Consider the following 21,518-nt stretch of genomic DNA (forward strand, 5'->3'; position numbering starts at 1 on the left):
ATGAGCTTACCAAAGATTGATCCAACATCTACTGTTACCTGGAATAAACTTCAGGCGCACTTTCAATCTGTAAAAGAGATTCAAATGAAAGATTTATTTGCTCAGGATAAAGAACGAGCAAATAAATTAACGGTTCAATGGGAAGATTTCTATGTTGATTATTCTAAAAATAGATTAACCGAAGAAACCCTGTCTTTATTATATCAACTTGCAAAAGAAGTAAAATTAGATGAGGCTATTCAAAGCTTTTTTTCAGGAGAAATTATTAATGAAACTGAAAACCGAGCCGTTCTACATACTGCTTTAAGGGCAAATAAATCGGATCAAATATGTGTAGATGAAAAAGATATTATCCCTAATATTACTGAAGTTAAAAAACAAATAGAACGTTTTTCAGCTCAAATAATAAATGGTTCTAAAAAAGGATTTACAGGAAAAGCATTTACCGATGTTGTTAATATTGGTATTGGCGGTTCCGATTTGGGACCTTCTATGGTTGTTGGTTCACTTGAGTATTATAAAAATCACTTAAATACGCATTTCGTTAGTAATATTGATGGAGATCATGTAAACGAAATTATTAAAAAACTAAATCCAGAAACCACACTTTTTGTCATTGTTTCTAAAACATTTTCCACTCAAGAAACGTTAACGAATGCAAATACTATTAAAGATTGGTTTTTATCGAAAAACTCTAATGCAAATCAAGAAACAGTTTCAAAACACTTTGTAGCTGTCTCAACTAATATTGAAAAAGCAAAGAATTTTGGAATTGACGAATCTAATATTTTTCCTATCTGGGATTGGGTTGGAGGCAGATTTTCTCTTTGGAGTGCTGTTGGTTTGTCTATAAGTCTTTCTGTAGGTTTTGAGAATTTTACAAAGCTTCTATTAGGAGCTAATAAAATGGATGCGCATTTTAAATCTGAAGCATTCGATAAGAATATTCCCGTAATTTTAGCACTAATAAGTGTTTGGTATAATAATTTTTTTAATTCTGAAACCGAAGCTGTTATTCCTTATTCTCAATATTTAAATAGATTTTCAATCTATTTGCAACAGAGTTTTATGGAAAGTAATGGAAAAAGTGTGGATAGAAATGGAAAGCCTATTAGTTATCAAACAGGTTCGGTTATTTGGGGGCAACCAGGAACCAATTCGCAACATGCATTTTTTCAATTAATTCATCAAGGCACAAAACTAATTCCTGCCGACTTTATTGGTTTTACTGAAAGTTTACATGGAAACAACATCCATCAAGACAGGTTGATTTCTAACTTTATTGCACAAACAGAAGCGCTTTTAAATGGTAAAACAAAAGAAGACGTTTTAAAAGAATTAGAAGCACAGAGTTTGTCTTCCGAAGAAATAAAGAAGTTAATGTCTTTCAAAGTTTTTGAAGGAAACAAACCTACAAACACAATCTTCATTAAAAAATTAACACCAGAAAGCTTAGGGAAGCTTATTGCTATGTACGAACACAAAATATTTGTACAAGGTATTGTTTGGAATATTTTTAGCTTCGACCAGTTTGGAGTTGAGTTAGGTAAACAGTTGGCTGGAAAAATTTTAAAAGAAGTGAAAAATAACACTTTTGTCAATCATGATGCTTCTACCTTAAATTTGTTGCAGTATTATAAAAATTTAACATAAAACATGTTGAAAACCATGTTAATAGCTTTTTTTTTATTAAAGTAATAACAGTCCTTTTATTATATATCTTCATTGTGTTAAAAATCTTAACAATTACATAATAATTATCAATTAATTAAGTGTAATTTTGCAAAAAAATTAGGAACAAATCTTTTTAATACAATGAAAAAAATTACAAGATTATTATTTTTAGCAGGTGCTTTTATGTTTACTGCTTTTACAATGGCGCAGACCACTGTAACAGGAACAATTATGGATGCCGAAATGGCTGCACCTCTTCCAGGTGCTAACATCATTGAAAAAGGGACAACCAACGGAGTGTCTTCAGATTTCAATGGGTATTTTACTTTAATTACGGATTCTACTGAAGGAGAAGTTGAAATCTCTTATGTTGGTTTTGGTAAAGTATTAGTAAAATTTAGTGGTAATACGGACCTAGGAAATATTACACTTACTTCTGATAACTCTTTAGAAGAAGTTGTTATTATAGGTAGTGGTATTATCGATTTAGCAGAAGATAGAAAAACGCCTGTGGCTGTTTCTACTATTACGGCAAATCAAATTAGAGAAAAAGCTGGTAGCTCAGATTTACCAGAGGTTTTAAAATCAACGCCTTCTGTACAAAGTGTACAAGCTGGTGCTTTTGGTGATGGACAAATGTTTTTACGTGGTTTCGACCAAACGAATACAGCATTCTTATTAAATGGACAACCAATTAATGGAATGGAAGACGGTAAAATGTACTGGTCTAACTGGGCTGGTGTTTTAGACGTAGCAAACGCTGTTCAAGTACAACGTGGTTTAGGAGCTTCTAAGCTTGCTATTTCTTCAGTTGGTGGTACTGTAAACATTGTAACAAAAACTATTGACAGAAAAGAAGGTGGTTTTGTACAACAAATGGTAGGAAACGATAATTACATTAAATCAACGGCTTATTACTCAACAGGAGTAAACGAAAAAGGTTGGTCTTTAGGTGTTTTATTTGGACACTGGCAAGGTGATGGGTATGTAGATTATACACAAGGTCAAGGACAAACCTATTATATTTCTGTAGGTTACCAACCTAACGATAATCACGCCTTAAACTTTATGCTAACAGGTGCACCACAATGGCATGCAGTAGCTGGAGGTAATAAAATATCTACTTACTTAGATCCAGAAAAAAATGATGGAAGAGGTAGAAGATATAACGGTTGGAGTTTTACAGGAGTAGAAAGCCCAAACACTTTACATGGTGGTGTATATCCAGGAGGTAGAAACATTTACCACAAGCCAGTAGCTAACTTAAGTTGGGATTGGACGATTAATGAAAAGTCTGAGCTTTCTACCGTATTATATGGTTCTATGGGAAGAGGTAGTTTTGCTCAATCTATTGGATCTGTAGATTATGCTAGAGGTTCTAACAATAACCACGATTGGTATGGATTGGTTACTAACTACAACAACCAATTAACAGAAAACTTAAACTTTAATGTTGGTGCAGATGTACGTTTATATCATGGTTTTCACTTTAGAGATATTAGAGAATTTATTACTGTAGATTCAGTAAGTGCAAGTTCAGGTTACAGTGGTGGTGAAACATATTACTTAACTGAAGCAGGAGGGATTAACCCATGGAATGTATTCTTCAACCCAAATACAGACCATTCACAACGTTTTGGTTATGATTATGAAGAACAAATAAATTATGCTGGAATCTTTACACAATTAGAATATTCTAAAGATCAATTATCAGCTTTTTTCCAAGGAGCATTATCTAATCAATCTCACGTAAGAACAGAGTTTTTAAATACTTCAACTCCTGGCCAAGGAGAAGAGGGAGGTAAAATAAACAATGTTGGATTCAATTTGAAAGTTGGTGCTGCTTACGAAATTACTGACATGCACAAAGTATTTGTTAATGCTGGTTATTATTCTCGTCAGCCTTTCCATGATACCATGTATAAAGATGATAGAGGTAGTAATGAATTATTAGACCCAGAAGTTGAAAATGAAGAAATTACTGGATTTGAAGCTGGTTATCAATTTGGTGGTGAAAAAATTCAGGCAAATTTAAACCTATACCATACTACTTGGGGTAATAGAACGCTTATTGGAAGTAATGGAGAAGAAGGAGATGATTTTTTAAGTTATCAAACTTTTGGTGTGAAACAAGTACATATGGGAGTAGAGTTAGAAGTGTTTACACAACCATTAAACAATGTTAGGGTGAATGGTTTCCTTTCTTTAGGTGACTGGCAATTTAAGGACAATGCAACTCAAAGAACGTTTGATAATGATGGTGCCGAAGTAGGTGAAGGAATTGAAGTTGAAATCGATGGGTTTAATGTTGGTGGAGCTGCACAAGTGAATGCTGGTATTAATGCAAGTTGGGAATTTTTGCCAAGAGTAAGTGTCGATGGTGCTTGGAACTGGTATAACGATATGTATTCAACAGGATCTTTAACACAAGCTACTATTGGTTTGCCTTCTTATGACATGGTGGATGCTGGCTTCTCTTACAAAATGTTAGTAGGAAAAGACGATAGAAACTCGCTACAATTCAGAGTAAACGTTAACAACGTATTTGATGAGGTTTATTTAGAGTCTGTAAATGGAAACACTGCAGCATCTAGTAATCCAGAAGAAAACTACAAAGGTGTTAATACAAGTAATAATGGACGTTTTGGTTACGGAAGAACTTGGAATACAAGTATCCGTTTTAACTTCTAGTATTATTTAAAATGATATTTTATAAAAACCTCTTCATCACGAAGAGGTTTTTTTATGCGTTTTAATTACTACATTTGTGTTATAACAACAAAACAATCATAGATATGTATAACATGGTAAAAATACTTCACTCTTATTGGGCTTATTTGGTGCTTTTAATTTTAGTGTTAGCAGTAATTAATAGTATTATTAAACTGGTAGGTAAAAAAGAATATGGAGCCAAAGACTTTAGAATTGCTTTATTCACTTTAATTGTATCTCATATTCAATTATTATTAGGATTGATACTTTATTTTGTGTCACCAAGATTTAGTTTGTTTAGCGAATCTGGAATGGGAGAAATAATGAAAAATTCTGTAGATAGATTGTATTTAGTAGAACATCCACTGGTAAATATTATAGCAATTGTACTTATTACAATTGGGTATTCTAAGCATAAAAAGAAATTACTTTCTGAAGCAAAATTTAAAACCTTATCGATATTCTATACGTTGGCTTTAATCTTGTTTTTATCGAGAATTCCATGGAGTACTTGGTTAGCTTAAGCTAAATAAACACATAAAAAAAAACGACTCATTAGAGTCGTTTTTTTTATGTGTTATTATAGGGTTTATTCTACTTCCTTAATTACAAAAACATAAACAGGAAAGTGATCGCTAAAGCCATCTGTAAAACCGCCATCGGCAAAACTACGTAAAGGATACCCTTTCCATCGACCTCTCTTATTTACAAGGTAGTTTTTATTGTAAATTCCAGCCTTATAAAATCTCAAAGACGAGTAGTCTTTTTCAATTAATGGTTGCGTTACTAAAATTTGATCAAACAAACTCCAGCTGTCTCTATACGCATTAGAGCCTAAGCCCATTTTAAAGAAGCTTTCCATTGGATTGTAAATACCCTTTAGGCCAACATCTTCTTTGTCTTTTTCAGCCTTTAAAACGTCTTTAACACTTGCATTATTTGGGTTGTCGTTTAAATCTCCCATGATAAATATTTTAGCATAAGGATCGATAGTTTGTAATGAGTCTATAATTTTTTTGCTAAGTTTTGCAGCAGCTACACGTTTTGGTCTGCTTCTAGCTTCACCACCACTTCTAGAAGGCCAGTGATTAACAATTACATGAATCATCTCTCCTTCTAGCTTGCCACTTACCAATAATTGATCTCTCGTGTAAACACGCTCTCTCGAACTATCATCATAAATTACAAGTTCATGACTACTAGTATACAAAGGTGTAAATAATTTTTTCTGATAAAACATACCAACATCAATACCACGACGATCTGGAGAATCGTAATGAATAATCCCGTAATCTTTGTCAATTAATTGAGGATCGTTAGCAACATCCTCCATGACGCTTCTGTTTTCAACCTCAGAAACACCAATTATTGCAGGAGAGTTGTTTGCCACATCTGCTCCAATATCCGAAAGCACACGAGCCATGTTATGAACCTTCTTTTTGTAGACCGTTTCAATATCGCCTTTCATTTCCATGATAGGACTTGCTTCATCATTTTTAGTGGTATCGTTTATCGTATCAAATAAATTTTCTAAATTATAAAATGCAACAGTATGTATTTTAAAGGACTTTTTTTCTTGAGCATTTACGTTGATAAATGAAGCTATTAGAATAGCAATTACCCAGAATTTTAATTTTTTCATCTAATTAGATTGTTATGTTATTGTTATGTTAATACAAAACTTCTGCCAAAAGTAAATATTTATTATAAATAATGTAAATTTGCTCGCTTTAATTAATTATTAATTAATAAAATAAGAACTATTAACTATAAATTCAAGTATGAAAAAAAGTTTTTTTATTTTTCTATTCGGAATTTTTTCAACTGTTACAGCTGTCTCTCAGGAGACTGTTGTAAAGGGAAGTGTCACAGAAGCCATTTCTTTTGAACCAATTCCAAGTGTAACTGTTACTGTTGAAGGTACTGTACTATCAGTTGAAACTGACGCAAAAGGTGAGTTTCAATTTCTAGAACAAGTGCCATTAGGAGAACAAGTGCTACACATTTCTAAAAATGGGTTTGCTTCTAAGAGATACCCAATAGTAGTAAATGAAGGTCAAACGTTAAACATTACAGACATGACCTTAACTAAAGATGTTGCTGATGCCAATTTGTTTACAATTTCATTGTCTGACGATGAACTTGATAGCGACGATAGCGGTTTAGATAATATTTCTGGACTGTTACAATCTTCAATGGACTTGTTTCAACGTACAGCAGCTTTCGAGTTTAGCTCATCTTTCTTTAAAGTAAGAGGTTTAAATTCAGAAAATGGTTCTGTTTTAATTAACGGAATTGAAATGAACAAATTATATGATGGTAGACCACAATGGAGTGATTGGGGAGGTTTAAACGACGTTCTTAGAAATCAAGAATTAACCACAGGACTTAAACCTTCTAGTTATAACTTTGGTGGTATTTTAGGAACCACAAATATGATTGTTAGAGCGTCTCAATATAGAGAAGGTGGTCGTATTACCTACTCTTCATCTAACAGAAGCTATACCAATAGAGTTATGGGAAGTTATTCATCTGGTTTATTAGATGGAGGATGGGCTTTTACCATTATGGCAGGAAGACGTTGGGGTAATGAAGGCTATCAAGATGGTACTTTATACGATGCCAATTCATTCTTTGCTTCAGTTGAAAAGGTTATTAACGAAAAACATAGCTTAAACTTTACATCTATTTATACTCCAAACCGTAGAGGGAAATCTTCGCCAAACACACAAGAAGTATACGATTTAAAAGACATTAAATACAACGAATATTGGGGTTGGTTAGATGGTGAAAAGAAAAACTCACGTATCAAAGAAGTTGTAGAACCAATTTTAATGTTAAATCATTATTGGGATATAAGTAGTAAAACTAGCTTAAACACGAATATTGGTTACCAATTTGGTAAAATAGGAAACAGCCGTTTAGATTATGGTGGTGGAGGAAACCCAAGTCCAGCTTATTATCAATTATTACCTAGTTATTTTCTTGCAGATACTGATGGTCCAGATTATGCTGGAGCTTATATAGCTGAGCAGAATTTTATTAATGGAGGTCAAGTAGATTGGGAACGTATTTTAGATGCCAACCTTACTAATAATAATCCTGTAAATGGCGAAAAACCTGGTGCTTACGTCTTATACGAAGATAGAAGTGATGACACACAATTGTCTGTAAATTCTATTTTTAACACTGAGGTTAACGAGAATATTTTAGTTAATGCAGCATTTACCTATAAAAATTTAAAATCTGAAAACTTTGGAGAAATTATCGATTTATTAGGCTCAACTGTAGGTTATCTAAATGTTGATTCTTTTGATGGTTTTCAATACGATTACCAAAATCCAAACCGTTTAGTGAGTGAAGGTGATAAATACAGATATAACTACAACATTTTATCTGAAGTTGTTTCAGGTTATGCTCAAGCACAATTTAAATACAGCAAAGTAGATTTTTACCTGTCTGCTAGTTTAACAAATACCACATACCAAAGAGATGGGTTGTGGCAAAATGAAGGTTATATTAAAACAGATGATGCAGGAAATGTGTTAATAGATAATTCTTCGGGGAAAGGTGAAAAACTTTCTTTTACTGGAATTGGAGCAAAAGGTGGATTAACCTATAAAATTACAGGGAAACATTTAATAGATGTGAACGCTGGTTATATTACTCAAGCACCTTCTATAAGAAACACGTATTCTAATTCAAGAGAAAATAAGAGTGTAGTAGATAATATTACTGAAGAAAAAATAACCTCAGCAGATATCAGCTATATTTATAGATCTCCAATTGTTAAAGCAAAACTTACTGGCTTCTATTCTAAAATTGAAGATGCTAATGAAGTTTCATTTTACTATGCTGATGGTGTTACTAATGCTAGTGTAGTATTTAACGAAACTTCTGCTTTTGTTCAAGAAATTTTATACGGTATAGATAAGCAACATATTGGAGCAGAATTAGGAATACAAGCACAAGTAACACCAACTATTTTATTAAAAGGAGTTGCTTCTATAGGTCAATATACTTACTCAAATAATCCAAATTTATATTTAACTTCATCAAGTTTTAGTGAAAATGGAGAATTAGGAAGAACACCAACTTATACATCTAATTTAAAAGACTATAAAATTGCAGGTGGTCCTCAACAAGCCTATTCGGTTGGTTTTGAATATAGAGACCCAGATTATTGGTGGTTTGGAGCAACTGCAAATTTCTTCTCCAACACATACGTAGATGTTAGTCCGTTAACTAGAACTGAAAACTTCTATCTAGCTAGTGATGGTTTACCAATTAATAATTACGATGAAGATGTGGCAAATCAATTATTAAAGCAAGAAGAGTTTGATAGTTACATGGTTGTTAACCTGACAGGTGGAAAATCGTGGAAAATAGGAGATTATTATATTGGGTTCTTTGCAAGTATCAACAACTTATTAGACGAAGTCTATAAAACAGGTGGTTTTGAACAAGGAAGAAATGCTAATTACAATGAGTTATTAGCAGATAAAAGTAATGATAAACCTGTGTTCGGTTCAAAATATTGGTATGGACGTGGAACCACTTATTTTTTAAATGTTAACTTTAGATTCTAAAAAAGAAAAAGAAAAAATTAATTAAAAATTATTACTCATGAAAACAAATAAATTTTTAAAAATAGCTCTTGGTTTAATGGTGATTTTCACTGTTGCATCTTGTGTGCAAGACGACGATTATACGGTGCCAAGTAGTATGGGTGACGAAGAAAACACCAATTTAAATAATTTAATTGCTAATGGAACAGAAATTACCATGGCAGAACTTAAAGCGAAGTATCTTACAGAGCCAGATCCAGGAGACAATTCTGCTGTACTTATAGATTTAAACGACTATATAAAAGGGTATGTATCTTCGTCAGACAGAACTGGAAATTTTTTTAAAGAATTCTTTATTCAAGACAGTCCAACAAACCCAACAATTGCAATTAAGGTTTTAGTTAATGAAGTTGACACATACAATCAATTTAATTTTGGTAGAGAAGTATATGTTAGCTTAAAAGATCTTTATGTAGGTGAAGAGCGTATTGAAAATGGTGTTATCACTATTGGAGGTGGTACTGAAACCGACCAATATGGAACAACAGTAACAAGCTTAGGGAGAATTCAAACAAACTCTCATGTTTTTAGATCTCCAACTACAGAAGAAATGACTCCACTTAATCTTAGTTTTTCTGAAATTAATGGTGGTCTAGTTGGTGTATTTGTTCAGGTTGATAATGCAGAATTTGCAGATGATTTAAATGGAAAACGTTATTTCGATCCATCACAGGATTTCGATACTCATAGAACATTACAAGCATGCGCAGGCTTTGGATATTCAACGTTTCAGTTAGAAACAAGTAGTTTTTCAACTTTTAGAGATTATTTATTACCAACAGGTAATGGATCTATTGCTGCCGTAGTTAATAAAACCTATGATGGTTCAAGTCTTGTTTTAGCATTAAACTCTACAGATGATGTTGCTATGGAAGGAACTAGATGTACTCCTTTAAATATAGATGATTTCACCTTAGTTCTTGATGAAGATTTTCAAGCTGCTGTAAACAATACAAATTTTGATTTTCCAGGTTGGACTAATTTCTCTGAAGAGGGATCTCGTGTTTGGAGAGAAAAAACGTTTTCTGGAAATGGATATATAGAGTTTAGTACATTTGGTTCTGGAGATGCTGTAAATATCGCATGGACAGTAACACCTGGTATTGATATGTCAACACTAGATAATGCTTTTGTAAATTTTGAAGCTGCACAACATCACTTAGATTCTCCTGAAAACACTTTAGAAATTTTTATTTCTTCAGACTTTGATGGCTCAGATGTTTTAGGGGCTACTTGGGAACCAGTTTCAGCAAACCTACCAACGCAAGCAAATTCTTGGTATGAGTTTGTAAATTCTGGATTAATTGATATTTCAGATTATTCTGGAACAATATATTTAGCCTTTAAAGTTACAGGTTCTGGTACAGACGAAACTCTTGATGGTGCATACCAAATAGATAATTACAAAATTTTAGCTAACTAATATAGCTTTCTAATAAATATCTTAAAACCTGCTGACTTTTAGAGATTAGCAGGTTTTTTTAATTTTCATAATACAATACCTATGACACTTTTCGATTCCCTTTTTTTCAATGTGTTTAAACACTATAAAGATGCTAAAAGCAAAAAAGCGAATCAAATAGCTACTATTTATATATCCATATTGCAATGTGCTATTTTGTTTATGTTAGGTGTTTTTTTTGCTGGGTTCTTTAGGCAGATGCATATGGATACCATGTCTCCAGATAAAGCGTGGTTTTTGTTTGTATTGATAGCAGTTTTTATGTTTTTTAAAAACTGGATTCAATATGCAGGTAAAAAGCGAAAAGTGTTGAATGCTAAAATGCTTAAAAAGAAATCTCAAAATTATCCAATTTTTATGCTTTGGCTGCTACCTGTAGCTTGTGTTTTGTTGGGCTTAATTATTTGGCAGGCAGTTTAATACTTAGCGTAATATATACTGGAAAATGATCGCTATAACCTCCATGATATTTTTTGCCTACATAAGTTCTTAAAGGAGATCCTTTATATTTTCCATTGGATTTTTTAAGAAAATTAGCATCAAAAATATCTGCTTTTTCAAACTGAATATGACTGGTTTCCGATTCTAAGATGTTTTTAGTAAAAAAAATCTGATCGAAAACATTCCACTGTCTGTTATGGTTAGATGTTCCTCTACTATAGGTTCTAAGTGCTGTCATTGGGTTGACGAGTTGAAAGCCGTCAACTAAACGCTTGATGTTAAAACTTGAAGGGTCTTCATTAAAATCTCCCATAATAATAATTTTCGCATCAGAATCAGTGCTTTTTATTGTAGCAATAATATCACCTACTTTGTTTGATGCAGCCAAGCGTTTATGCTCAGTTTCTTTTTCACCTGCTCTTCTTGAAGACCAATGATTAATAATGACATGTATCTTGACACTATCTAAAAAACCAGTCACTAATAAAATGTCTCTTGTGTAATCTGGTTTTCCAGCATTATTATATAATTCAATAAAAAATGGCGAAGCAGTTTCAACTTTAAATACGGAAGCATTATAAAGAAGAGCGACATCTATTCCACGTTCATCTTTAGAGTCAAAATGGACATATTGATAATTAAAGGGATTTAAATGATTAGAGCTTATTAAATCTTTAATTACAGATTCATTCTCAACTTCGGCCAAACCTATTAATGCTGGGTGTTTATTTGTTTCCAGCATTCCTATTTTAGAAATTGCAAAGCCAATGTTATTTATTTTCCTTCCATAGCGTTTCGAAGTCCACCTTTTATCTGCAGTTGGTGTTAAATCGGAATCATTAGTGGTTTCACTATCATATATATCAAACAAGTTTTCAGTGTTGTAAAAAGCGACTGTTAGTAGGTTGTTATCATTTAGAGTTCCAGATAAATCTGTCATGAATCAAAATTAATTAAAACTATGTTAATATATAACTGTTAAAGACTCCAGGAGAAGTTGATACAAACAGTGATGTAGTCTTTTATCTTACTTCAAAAATATACAAATTAAACTGCTTACAATTATGTAACTTTGTACTTTATTTAGATTTATGATAGAGAAGAAAGATTTTGAATTAGAAAGAGCTGTTTTAATAGGGGTTGTCACTAAACAACAAGACGAAGCTAAATCTAAAGAGTATTTAGACGAATTGGCGTTTTTAACATATACTGCAGGAGGCGAAGTTATTAAACGCTTTACTCAGAAAATGGATATGCCTAACCCAAAAACATTTATTGGAACAGGTAAAATTGAAGATGTTCGGAAATTTATTAGCGAAAACGATATTGGAACTGCCATTTTCGATGACGAGTTATCTGCTGCTCAAGAAAGAAATATTAGTAAAATATTAGAATGTAAAGTTTTAGATAGAACCAACTTAATATTAGATATTTTTGCCCAAAGAGCACAAACCAGCTATGCTAGAACGCAAGTAGAACTAGCCCAATGCGAGTATTTATTACCGCGATTAAAAGGTATGTGGACGCATCTGGAACGTCAAAAAGGAGGTATTGGAATGCGTGGACCTGGTGAAACAGAAATTGAAACAGATAGACGTATTGTTAGAGACAAGATTTCACTCTTAAAAGATAAAATTAAAACCATCGACAAACAAATGGCTGTTCAGCGTGGGAATCGTGGTAAAATGGTTCGTGTGGCTCTAGTTGGTTATACTAACGTTGGGAAATCTACTTTAATGAACGTGATTAGTAAAAGTGATGTTTTTGCCGAAAACAAACTCTTTGCTACTTTAGATACAACCGTTAGAAAGGTGGTTATACAAAACTTGCCATTTTTATTAAGTGATACGGTTGGGTTTATTAGAAAGTTACCAACTCAATTAGTAGATAGTTTTAAAAGTACTTTAGATGAAGTTCGCGAAGCCGATTTATTACTACATATTGTTGATATTTCTCATCCTAATTTTGAACACCATATAGATTCTGTCAATAAAATTTTAGGTGAAATAGATAGTTCAGACAAACCAACCATCATGGTTTTTAATAAAATTGATGCCTACCATCCTGAACCTTTCGACGAAACCGATTTAATTGCAGAGAGATCAGAAGCACATTATACCTTACAGGAATGGAAAAAGACCTGGATGAATCGAGTTGGGGATAATGCCTTATTTATTTCGGCATTAAATAAAGAAAATATAGATGATTTTAAAAAACGGGTTTACGATGAGGTTCGAGAGATTCATGTTACTCGTTTTCCATATAACAACTTCTTATATCCAGATTATAACGAAGAAGAATAAAAAAAGCGCCAATTTTGGCGCTTTTTTTTTGGATCTATTTTATTAAAAACTCACATTCAAGCCCAAACCAAAAACCTCTCGAATTTGAAAGCCTTGGTAGGCATCATCATCATATACTGTTTGGAAAGTAAGATTTGTTGAAAATACGTCATTTATTTTCATAACGATATTCATGGTATAATCTATATCCATGTTTTTTGGTTTGTTTAAGTAATTAGAATAGAGGTTTAAGATGTTTTCCATGGATATGTTTTTCATAATATCAAACTTATAGTATCCACGTATATTCATACCAAATTCATATAGTAAAGACTTTCCAGGAGCTACACCATATGTTTCAACATCGTTACTAGACTCATAGAATACATTATCACCATCGTCGTCATTAATAGTGTAAATTTCACTTGTTATAAAGGTGAATTTAGAAGTTACAGGAGCTAAATTGACATTTAATTTATTGCTTTTTTTCCATAAAAAACCTGGTCCAAAACTCCAATAGGCTGGTTTAAAAAAACCAGATACAGGATAATCTTCATTGTCTCCAGGGAAATCGTCATTATAATCGTAACCATCACTAAATTGAGTTCTAAAATTCATGAAGAAAGAAAAGCTCCAATATTTTTTTTTCATGGCACGTCCAAGTACAGAGTTAAGTTCTAATCTATCGTCTGTTTTACGCATTCCATCATCATCGTTGATGGTTACCCCATAGCTAGCAAGAATTTTATTATCCCATAGCCAAGGCCCTTTTACATAATCGAAAGCATAATTAACACTTAGGTTTGCAGCAGCATTATTGTCGCCACCAGGTTGCCAGTTTGAAAATGCAGATTGGTTAATTAATAGTGTGATTTTACCCTCATGAGACCAGCCTTCTAATGAGTCTTTAGCTGTTTCTGAAGTTTGTCCATACATAAGGCTCACAGAGAAAATGAAACCAAAAAATAATAATATTTTTTTCATTGTGTCTTAATTTTTATGGTACTTAAAATCATTTTTTGAATACCGATTGTTTTTTAAATTAAAAAAACGTCTTTCTAGCTACGGTTGTAACCAAAAAGGCGTTTTTCAAAGCATCTGTTATGTTAGAAATTATAACTTAATCCAAATGTGGTATACACTTGAACATCGTTATCTACGTTTTCAAAATTAGGTTCAACTTCAGTTGCTGGATCCCATTGTCCAAACGCGTAATTAAGTGCTTCTTGTTTGCTGTCTCTTAAACCAATTTCAAAACCAAGACCAATCCCTTTCCAAACAGTATAACTTAAAGAGTTAATCCATGTCCAGTTAGATAAGTCGGAATCTTTATAACTCATAAAAGCCGAAAGATTTGAGTTAAATTTTAAACCACCAAATTCTCTGTTATAGTTAGCTACTACTTTAGCACCAAGAGACGATTCAAAAATGGCATCATTATCTGCAAATACAAAGTTGTAGTTTAATGGGTGTACTACAACAATTAAATTCTCGATTGGAGTCCAAGTAATACCAACACCAAGATCTAAATAACCAGGGTCGTTAAAGTTTTTAATAATAGTTGTTCTGTATTCTCCTAAGGTAGAAACAGCGATGCTTTTTGTTAATTTATAACCAAATAGAGAAGTGACACTAAACACATCACTAGATTCTCTAAAACTATCATCATCGTTTGGGTCATCTTTATCATCAAATTTAACCCAGCTTAAGTTGATATTTCCTGTATTGTACCAAAAATATTTCTCTCTGTCTAATTTTGCATGAGGATTTACTGTAATGGTAATGTTTCCTGCAGAATTGTTAGGAGAACCTTGACCATACCAGTTATTGAAATTTGAAAAACTAGCACCAATAGTACCAAAAGCACCAAATTTCCATCCTGGGAATTGATCTATTTGTTTCTGTAAATCATCTACTTGCCCTTGAAGAGCACTAATAGAATCTTTTTTTGCTGCTTGCTCAGCTTTTAATTCTTCTCTAGTTTGAGAAAAACCAGTTGAAATAGTAAAAACTAAAACAAGGATTGTGAGTAATTTTTTAGTCATTTTAAGGGTGTTTAAAGATTAATTAATTATTAAAAGTCTGCAAATATAAGGGTTAGCTCATATTTATCAAATAGAAAAGTCTAATAAGTAAATATAACTAAAAAATATAATAGTGTTAAATTTTTGGTTTTTTAAAAAGAGGGACAGAAGAGCATGCTTCCCCATACATAATAGATGTTGCTATTTGTTTTAGCTTTTCTGAAATCAATAAATAGGCATTTACTGGTACTGGTTTATTAGAACAGCCTTTAATAATAACTGGTTTGTTTTTAAAAGGTTCTAAATCTAATTGATTGATAATCTCTTGATAAATGGCAGATTCTAACATGTTAAGATCCCCAATTATGGTTTTTTTAGCAAAAGATTCTAATTCTAGGACAATTAACATGTAGGCCCAAGCTGGTACAATAGCATCTGTAGAGCATGTTAAAGCTACAAAGCTATTTTTGTACTGCGTCCAGTTGTGTTGCTTCACATGTTCTCTAAAATCCTTTTCACGCAATACAAACCCTTCAAAAAGCCAATCTTTTATGTCAAATATTATGCGCTTTCCTTCTGGATAGTAATCTTCTAAATCTAGGACAACTAATTTACTGCTCGCAACGCGATTTATGATTTCTTTTTCCAAGGTTAATTGTTTGTCGTTTTGACGTTAAATTGTAAAAATGATTACTGAACGTTTATTAAAGCATTCCAAGTTCTAGCTTGGCTTCCTCGCTCATTAATTCTTGCCCCCAAGGAGGATCGAATGTAATCTCAACAATGGCAGATTTTACCTCGTTTAACGATTTTACTTTTTCTTCAACCTCTAATGGTAAGGTCTCAGCTACTGGACAATTAGGAGTAGTAAGTGTCATTAAAATTTTCACATCGTAATCTTCGTTTACAAAAACGTCGTAGATTAAACCTAATTCGTAAATATCTACTGGAATCTCTGGATCGTAAATAGTTTTTAATACAGTGACTATTTTTTCGCCTAAAGCGTTTGTGTCTATGGTTGTTTTACTCATGATTCTAAAATTTATTGTTAAGCTATTTGTTGTAAAGTTGTTTTAAAACACAACAATCAACGAAATTAGTTTAATTGTGTTTGGTATGCAATGGCATACATTTTTAATTGTTTAATCATACTTACCAAACCGTTTGCACGTGTTGGCGATAAATGTTCTTTCAAACCAATGTCGTCTATAAAATCTGTATTTGCATTCATGATATCTTTTGGATGTTGGTTAGAAAACACACGAATTAAAATAGCTATAATACCTTTAGTTATAATAGCATCGCTATCTGCAGTAAAAACAATATTATTGTTTGTTAAATCTGCATGAACCCAGACTTTACTCTGACAACCTTTTATTAAGTTGTCGTCCGTTTTATATTTTTGGTCGATAAGAGGTAAGGTTTTACCTAAATCTATCATGTATTGATAGCGTTCTTCCCAATCGTCAAACATGGCAAACTCATCTATAATTTCGTTTTGAATTTCTTGAATGTTCACTTTAATTTATTTTATACAAAAATACAATAAGTATTACTCCTAATCAATTATTTACTGTTTTTCAGCTAATCCTAATAAGGATGTAACTAAGGAAGAAATGTACGTATTTGGTTCTCCATTGTCGAATTCTGGAGTTTGATATGTTTCTCCTTGATATGTAACTTTCAAGACAGCTATTGCTGCAGCATCTACAAATCTTTTCTCTGTTGGAGCTTTTAATGTTTTTAATTTTTCTAGGTCAATAGCTTCTACTTCTCTTATTAAAATGTTTATGTCTTCTTGAGAACAAGTTTTAATTACTGGAAAAGTTGTTCTGTCTTTTTGAATAGATAAGCTGCCATTTTCAAATATATAGTGATTGTAAAACCCTCTTGTTTGAGCAGTATATTCAATAACGTAATTGTTTTCAATCGCTATTTTATCTTCAAAATATTTTGTGGCTTTTAAAAGTTCTAGATCGTTATTTGATAAGATTAATTCTTGGTTTTCAAATCGGATGACATTCACCTGACTTAAAGCCTGTAACATTTTCTGTTCTATTGTGTTTTCTGAGCCTTTGCAAGCCATTCTTGTTGATGCTAAAGGTCCTAGAGTGATAGAATTTCCATCCAATTTATAATTTCCAGTAAATCTGTTACAACCAGAAAACCCAGAAACAGTTTTAGTTATATTATCAAATTGAAGGGTTAAATTATTTGAGGAAGCATCATTCTTTTCAATAGAAGTTACTTGATAAGTTCCAGGAATTTGAGCCATAATTTGATTGCTGTTTTCCATAGCTTTGGCATCTTTAGAATTTCCACAAGACATAAAAGTAAATAGGCTAAGTAAAATTGTCAAATATTTCATGGTGTTGTATTTTAATTTAGATAGAAGATACAAAAAGGAAGCCAAACTATTTTAAGTCAGCATCATTTTTGCTTTCTTCACACCTTCTACTAAAACATCGACTTCTTCTTTGGTGTTATAGAATGCAAAAGAAGCTCTAATTGTTCCAGGAATTTTAAAGTATGCCATAATAGGTTGAGCACAATGGTGACCTGTTCTAACAGCTATTCCTAATTTGTCAAGAATGGTTCCTACATCATATGGATGAATGCCTTCTAAATTAAAAGAAATAACAGAGGTCTTGTTTTTGGAAGTGCCATAAATTTTCAACCCTTCAATCTCTAATAATTTCTTAGTGGCATACTCTAAAAGCTCATATTCATAAGCTGCAATACTTTCGAAACCAATACCATTTAAATAATCTATAGCAGCCCCAAAAGCAATGCCACCACAAATATTGGGAGTTCCTGCTTCAAACTTATGAGGCAAGTCTGCATACGTTGTTTTTTCAAAAGTAACGTCTGCAATCATTTCGCCACCACCTTGATATGGTGGTAATTTGTTAAGCCAAGCTTCTTTTCCGTAAAGCATGCCAACACCTGTTGGACCACACATTTTATGAGCTGAAGCGACGTAGAAATCAACATCAAGTGCTTGTACATCTGGTTTTACATGAGGACAGGCTTGAGCACCATCAACTAAAACAGCAGCTCCAACTTGATGGGCTTTTTCAATAATTTCTTCTATAGGGTTAATAGTTCCTAAAGCATTTGAAATATGATTGACAAAAACTAATTTTGTGTTTTCTGAAAGTAAGTTATTGTATTCACCCATAACCAGTTCACCTGCATCATTCATAGGAATGACTTTCAAAGTAGCTCCAGTTTTTTCACATAACATTTGCCAAGGCACAATATTACTATGATGCTCTAGGGCTGAAACAATAATTTCATCCCCTTTTGTAAGTAAAGACCCAAAACCATGAGCCACTAAATTGATGCTTTCTGTTGTGCCAGACGTCATGATAATTTCATGTGCATGCTTGGCATTAAAATGTTTTTGGATTTTATGTCTGGCTTCTTCGTATTTGTCTGTTGCTTCCTGACTTAGAGTATGTACGCCTCTATGTATATTCGCATTATAGTTAGAGTAATAATCTACAATTACATCAATAACTTGTGTTGGAGTTTGGGATGTAGCTCCATTGTCTAAATACACTAAAGGTTTTCCGTTTACTTTTCTTGAAAGTATGGGGAAGTCTTTTCTTATTTTATCTATATTAAAATTATTTGATGAATTTACTTTCATTATAAATCAAATCCAATATTTACACCTAATTTGGTAGCAATAATTTTAGTAATTCGTTGTTTAATTTCTGGAATTTTAACCGAACTCAATACATTATTACTAAAAGCATACATTAACAATCCTTTGGCCTCTTTTTCAGGAATACCACGAGAACGCATGTAAAACATGGCACTCTCGTCTAATTGCCCAATAGTACATCCATGAGAGCATTTTACATCGTCTGCAAAAATTTCCAATTGAGGCTTCGTGTTTATAGATGCTTTGTCGCTTACTAAAATGTTGTTGTTTGATTGAAACGCATTTGTTTTTTGAGCTTCCTTATCTACAAGTACTTTTCCGTTGAAAACACCAGTTGAACTATCATCAAAAATACCTTTGTAATCTTGATGGCTTTCGCAATTTGGCTCTATATGATGCACTAATGTGTTATGATCCACATGCTGTTTCTTACCAATAATGGTAACTCCTTTTAATGTCGAATCGATGCGTTCGCCATTTTGATAAAAATTAAGATTGTTACGTGTTAATTTTCCACCAAATGAAAACGTATGAACCGAACAATGACTTTCTTGTTTTTGATTGATAAAGGTATTATCAATTAAAGAGGCATGTTCGTTATCGTTTTGAATCTTGTAGTAATCTACAATAGCACGTTTGTTTGCAAAAATTTCAGTAACACTATTAGTTAATACAGGATTGTCTGTTAAACTTTGGTGACGTTCTATAATTTGCACATGCGAATTTTCATTCACCACAATTAAATTTCGTGGTTGATTCATTAAAGCAGCTTCATTGCCTGTTGAAAAGTGAATGACTTGAATTGGTTTTTCAACAAGTTTGTTCTTTGGAATCTGTATATAAGCACCTTCTTGAGAGAAAGCGGTATTTAAAGAGTTTAAACTGTCTTTAGGAGCAATTTTATTGAAATAGTTTTCAATAATTAATCGGTATTTTGGTTTGTTTAAAGCAGCAGACATCAAACAAACATCTATACCATCGTGTGTGGTTTGAGATAGGTGTGAAGAATATTTCCCGTCGATAAAAACAATTTTGTAACTGTCTATTTCGTGGATAAAATACTTTTTAACATCGTTGTACTCTATGTTTTTCTCGTGTTTTGGAAACACGCTATAATCGTGTTTTAAAATACTATTTAAAGACGTGTATTTCCAAGCTTCTTCTTTTTTAGTAGGAAAACCTTGGTTTTCGAATATTTTTATAGCTTCAGTTCTAACATCGTGAATTGGTGAATCTAAATCCACATGGTTTTCAAATGCTAAAAAGGATGATATGAGTTTTTCTTTTAATTCCATTTTTTCAATGTTCAATGCTCTATTTCAAGCTTGTTCAATATGAAAGTCGATTTCTGTCAACGATTATTGTAAACTTTTTAAGCGTTTACTTCTTCTTTAATCCAGTCGTAGCCTTTCTCTTCTAGTTGATGTGCTAATTCTTTTCCTCCAGATTTTACAATCCTTCCGTCATATAAAACGTGAACAAAATCAGGGACAATATATTCTAATAAACGTTGGTAATGCGTAATAACTATTACAGCATTGTCTTTACTTTTTAGTTTATTAACACCGTTTGCAACAATACGTAAAGCATCAATATCTAAACCAGAATCTGTTTCGTCTAGAATGGCAAGTTTAGGCTCTAACATGGCCATTTGGAAAATTTCGTTTCTTTTTTTCTCTCCACCGGAAAACCCTTCGTTTAAAGAACGTGATAAAAATTTTCTGTCGATTTCTAAAAGTTCAGCTTTCTCACGAATCAGTTTCAACATGTCTTTTGCAGGCATTTCTTCAAGGCCTTTAGCTTTACGAGTTTCATTAATAGCTGTTTTCATGAAGTTAGTTACCGAAACACCAGGGATTTCAATTGGATATTGAAACGATAAAAAGACACCTTTATGTGCACGTTCTTCAGCAGCTAACTCATCAATATCTTCATTGTTAAGAAGAATCTCACCTTCTGTAACTTCGTATTCTTCTTTTCCAGCAATGACTGAAGCTAATGTGCTTTTTCCAGAACCATTAGGTCCCATAATAGCATGAACTTCACCAGGCTTAACCACTAAATTAATGCCTCTTAATATCGCTTTATCTTCAACACTTGCGTGTAGGTTTTTTATCTCTAACATATTATTTAATCTTTAGATACCTTTTAATAGGTGTCTGATATTTTTTTTGTTTATTAATTCTAGTAATGTAGGCTACTCTTGACCTCCTAATTTTACCACATCGTTTTTATTTGGATCTGGCTTGTTAACCTTAATTATTTCTATAATCTCAACTCTAAACGGCCATCCTTCTTCACCTTCTGGCTTTGGAATAATTTTACCTTTTACTTCTACAGGAACCATGTCTGTTGCTTCTAACTTGTATGGTTTTGCTTGATTATCTAATTCGTGCATTTTTTCATTAATAACAACACCGTAAACTTCTTGAGTTGTTTGAAGAACTGCAGCATCTGCATAATAAACAAACTCTCCTTTTAATAAAGTTAAACCGTCGTGTTGAAATGCTGCTTTACCATTTTCGGTTTCAACAGTCTCCGTTTTAGAATCATTTTTACAACTTATAAAAGTTGCAACAGTTAAGATTAAGATGAATACTTTTTTCATAATTAATTTTTAAA

Annotated in this window: 19 protein-coding genes; 7 read left to right on the forward strand and 12 right to left on the reverse strand. The window is 32.5% G+C overall.

The window, feature by feature from the left end; translation table 11 throughout:
- From pgi to ACI5KZ_RS07255, 3 genes are all read left to right on the forward strand, one after another.
- Positions 1 to 1,653: a glucose-6-phosphate isomerase gene (gene pgi / locus ACI5KZ_RS07245; RefSeq protein WP_406847316.1), complete on the forward strand. Its 1,653-nt coding sequence runs from the start codon at positions 1 to 3 to the stop codon at positions 1,651 to 1,653.
- A gap of 162 nt (positions 1,654 to 1,815) precedes the next feature.
- Complete coding sequence (locus ACI5KZ_RS07250; protein ID WP_406847317.1) at positions 1,816 to 4,365, forward strand: TonB-dependent receptor; 2,550 nt, start codon at positions 1,816 to 1,818, stop codon at positions 4,363 to 4,365.
- A 104-nt stretch (positions 4,366 to 4,469) separates the two neighbouring features.
- Positions 4,470 to 4,910, forward strand: a complete 441-nt coding sequence (locus tag ACI5KZ_RS07255) for a hypothetical protein (protein WP_406847318.1) — start codon at positions 4,470 to 4,472, stop codon at positions 4,908 to 4,910.
- A gap of 65 nt (positions 4,911 to 4,975) precedes the next feature.
- Here ACI5KZ_RS07255 and ACI5KZ_RS07260 read toward each other — a convergent pair whose 3' ends face one another.
- Positions 4,976 to 6,028 (reverse strand): endonuclease, encoded by a 1,053-nt coding sequence (locus ACI5KZ_RS07260; RefSeq protein ID WP_109308313.1) that lies wholly within the window; start codon positions 6,026 to 6,028, stop codon positions 4,976 to 4,978.
- Positions 6,029 to 6,167: 139 nt separating this feature from the next.
- Here ACI5KZ_RS07260 and ACI5KZ_RS07265 point away from each other — a divergent pair, with 139 nt between their 5' ends.
- The 3 genes from ACI5KZ_RS07265 (at position 6,168) to ACI5KZ_RS07275 (ending at position 10,896) form a co-directional block, all read left to right on the forward strand.
- Positions 6,168 to 8,975, forward strand: coding sequence for a TonB-dependent receptor (locus tag ACI5KZ_RS07265; protein WP_109308314.1), 2,808 nt, complete (start codon positions 6,168 to 6,170; stop codon positions 8,973 to 8,975).
- Between the two features lie 37 nt (positions 8,976 to 9,012).
- Positions 9,013 to 10,437 carry a DUF5689 domain-containing protein gene (locus ACI5KZ_RS07270; protein ID WP_406847319.1) on the forward strand — a complete coding sequence of 475 codons (1,425 nt, stop codon included), beginning with the start codon at positions 9,013 to 9,015 and terminating at the stop codon, positions 10,435 to 10,437.
- An 81-nt stretch (positions 10,438 to 10,518) separates the two neighbouring features.
- The gene (locus tag ACI5KZ_RS07275) at positions 10,519 to 10,896 is read left to right on the forward strand and encodes a hypothetical protein (RefSeq protein WP_109308316.1); all 378 of its coding nucleotides are present in this window, start codon (positions 10,519 to 10,521) and stop codon (positions 10,894 to 10,896) included.
- Here the strand turns inward: ACI5KZ_RS07275 and ACI5KZ_RS07280 are convergent.
- Positions 10,877 to 11,857 (reverse strand): endonuclease, encoded by a 981-nt coding sequence (locus tag ACI5KZ_RS07280; protein ID WP_406847320.1) that lies wholly within the window; start codon positions 11,855 to 11,857, stop codon positions 10,877 to 10,879. The genes ACI5KZ_RS07275 and ACI5KZ_RS07280 overlap by 20 nt on opposite strands.
- 151 nt (positions 11,858 to 12,008) lie before the next feature.
- Between ACI5KZ_RS07280 and hflX the strand changes: the two genes are divergently transcribed.
- A complete protein-coding gene (hflX, locus tag ACI5KZ_RS07285; RefSeq protein WP_109308318.1) occupies positions 12,009 to 13,220 on the forward strand; it encodes a GTPase HflX in 1,212 nt (403 codons plus the stop codon).
- A gap of 42 nt (positions 13,221 to 13,262) precedes the next feature.
- Here the strand turns inward: hflX and ACI5KZ_RS07290 are convergent, their stop codons facing one another.
- The 10 genes from ACI5KZ_RS07290 to ACI5KZ_RS07335 form a co-directional block, all read right to left on the reverse strand.
- Positions 13,263 to 14,183, reverse strand: coding sequence for a DUF3078 domain-containing protein (locus ACI5KZ_RS07290; RefSeq protein WP_109308319.1), 921 nt, complete (start codon positions 14,181 to 14,183; stop codon positions 13,263 to 13,265).
- Positions 14,184 to 14,305: 122 nt separating this feature from the next.
- Positions 14,306 to 15,244 carry a DUF3078 domain-containing protein gene (locus tag ACI5KZ_RS07295; RefSeq protein ID WP_406847321.1) on the reverse strand — a complete coding sequence of 313 codons (939 nt, stop codon included), beginning with the start codon at positions 15,242 to 15,244 and terminating at the stop codon, positions 14,306 to 14,308.
- Positions 15,245 to 15,359: 115 nt separating this feature from the next.
- Positions 15,360 to 15,872, reverse strand: coding sequence for a DUF2480 family protein (locus ACI5KZ_RS07300; protein ID WP_109308321.1), 513 nt, complete (start codon positions 15,870 to 15,872; stop codon positions 15,360 to 15,362).
- A 55-nt stretch (positions 15,873 to 15,927) separates the two neighbouring features.
- On the reverse strand, positions 15,928 to 16,254 hold the full coding sequence (locus ACI5KZ_RS07305; protein WP_109308322.1) for a DUF59 domain-containing protein: 327 nt from the start codon (positions 16,252 to 16,254) through the stop codon (positions 15,928 to 15,930).
- A 65-nt stretch (positions 16,255 to 16,319) separates the two neighbouring features.
- Positions 16,320 to 16,742, reverse strand: coding sequence for a SufE family protein (locus ACI5KZ_RS07310; protein WP_109308323.1), 423 nt, complete (start codon positions 16,740 to 16,742; stop codon positions 16,320 to 16,322).
- Between the two features lie 51 nt (positions 16,743 to 16,793).
- Positions 16,794 to 17,591: an META domain-containing protein gene (locus ACI5KZ_RS07315; RefSeq protein WP_109308324.1), complete on the reverse strand. Its 798-nt coding sequence runs from the start codon at positions 17,589 to 17,591 to the stop codon at positions 16,794 to 16,796.
- A gap of 51 nt (positions 17,592 to 17,642) precedes the next feature.
- Positions 17,643 to 18,878: an aminotransferase class V-fold PLP-dependent enzyme gene (locus tag ACI5KZ_RS07320; RefSeq protein WP_406847322.1), complete on the reverse strand. Its 1,236-nt coding sequence runs from the start codon at positions 18,876 to 18,878 to the stop codon at positions 17,643 to 17,645.
- Entirely contained in the window at positions 18,878 to 20,191 is a 1,314-nt protein-coding gene (gene sufD / locus ACI5KZ_RS07325; RefSeq protein WP_406847323.1) for a Fe-S cluster assembly protein SufD, read from the reverse strand. Before sufD ends, ACI5KZ_RS07320 begins: the two co-directional genes overlap by 1 nt.
- Before the next feature lie 77 nt (positions 20,192 to 20,268).
- Complete coding sequence (gene sufC, locus ACI5KZ_RS07330; protein WP_109308326.1) at positions 20,269 to 21,021, reverse strand: Fe-S cluster assembly ATPase SufC; 753 nt, start codon at positions 21,019 to 21,021, stop codon at positions 20,269 to 20,271.
- A 72-nt stretch (positions 21,022 to 21,093) separates the two neighbouring features.
- Positions 21,094 to 21,504 (reverse strand): hypothetical protein, encoded by a 411-nt coding sequence (locus ACI5KZ_RS07335; RefSeq protein WP_109308327.1) that lies wholly within the window; start codon positions 21,502 to 21,504, stop codon positions 21,094 to 21,096.
- Between the last annotated feature and the right edge of the window lie 14 nt (positions 21,505 to 21,518).

Source organism: Xanthomarina sp. GH4-25, assembly GCF_045363175.1.
Taxonomy (GTDB): domain Bacteria; phylum Bacteroidota; class Bacteroidia; order Flavobacteriales; family Flavobacteriaceae; genus Xanthomarina.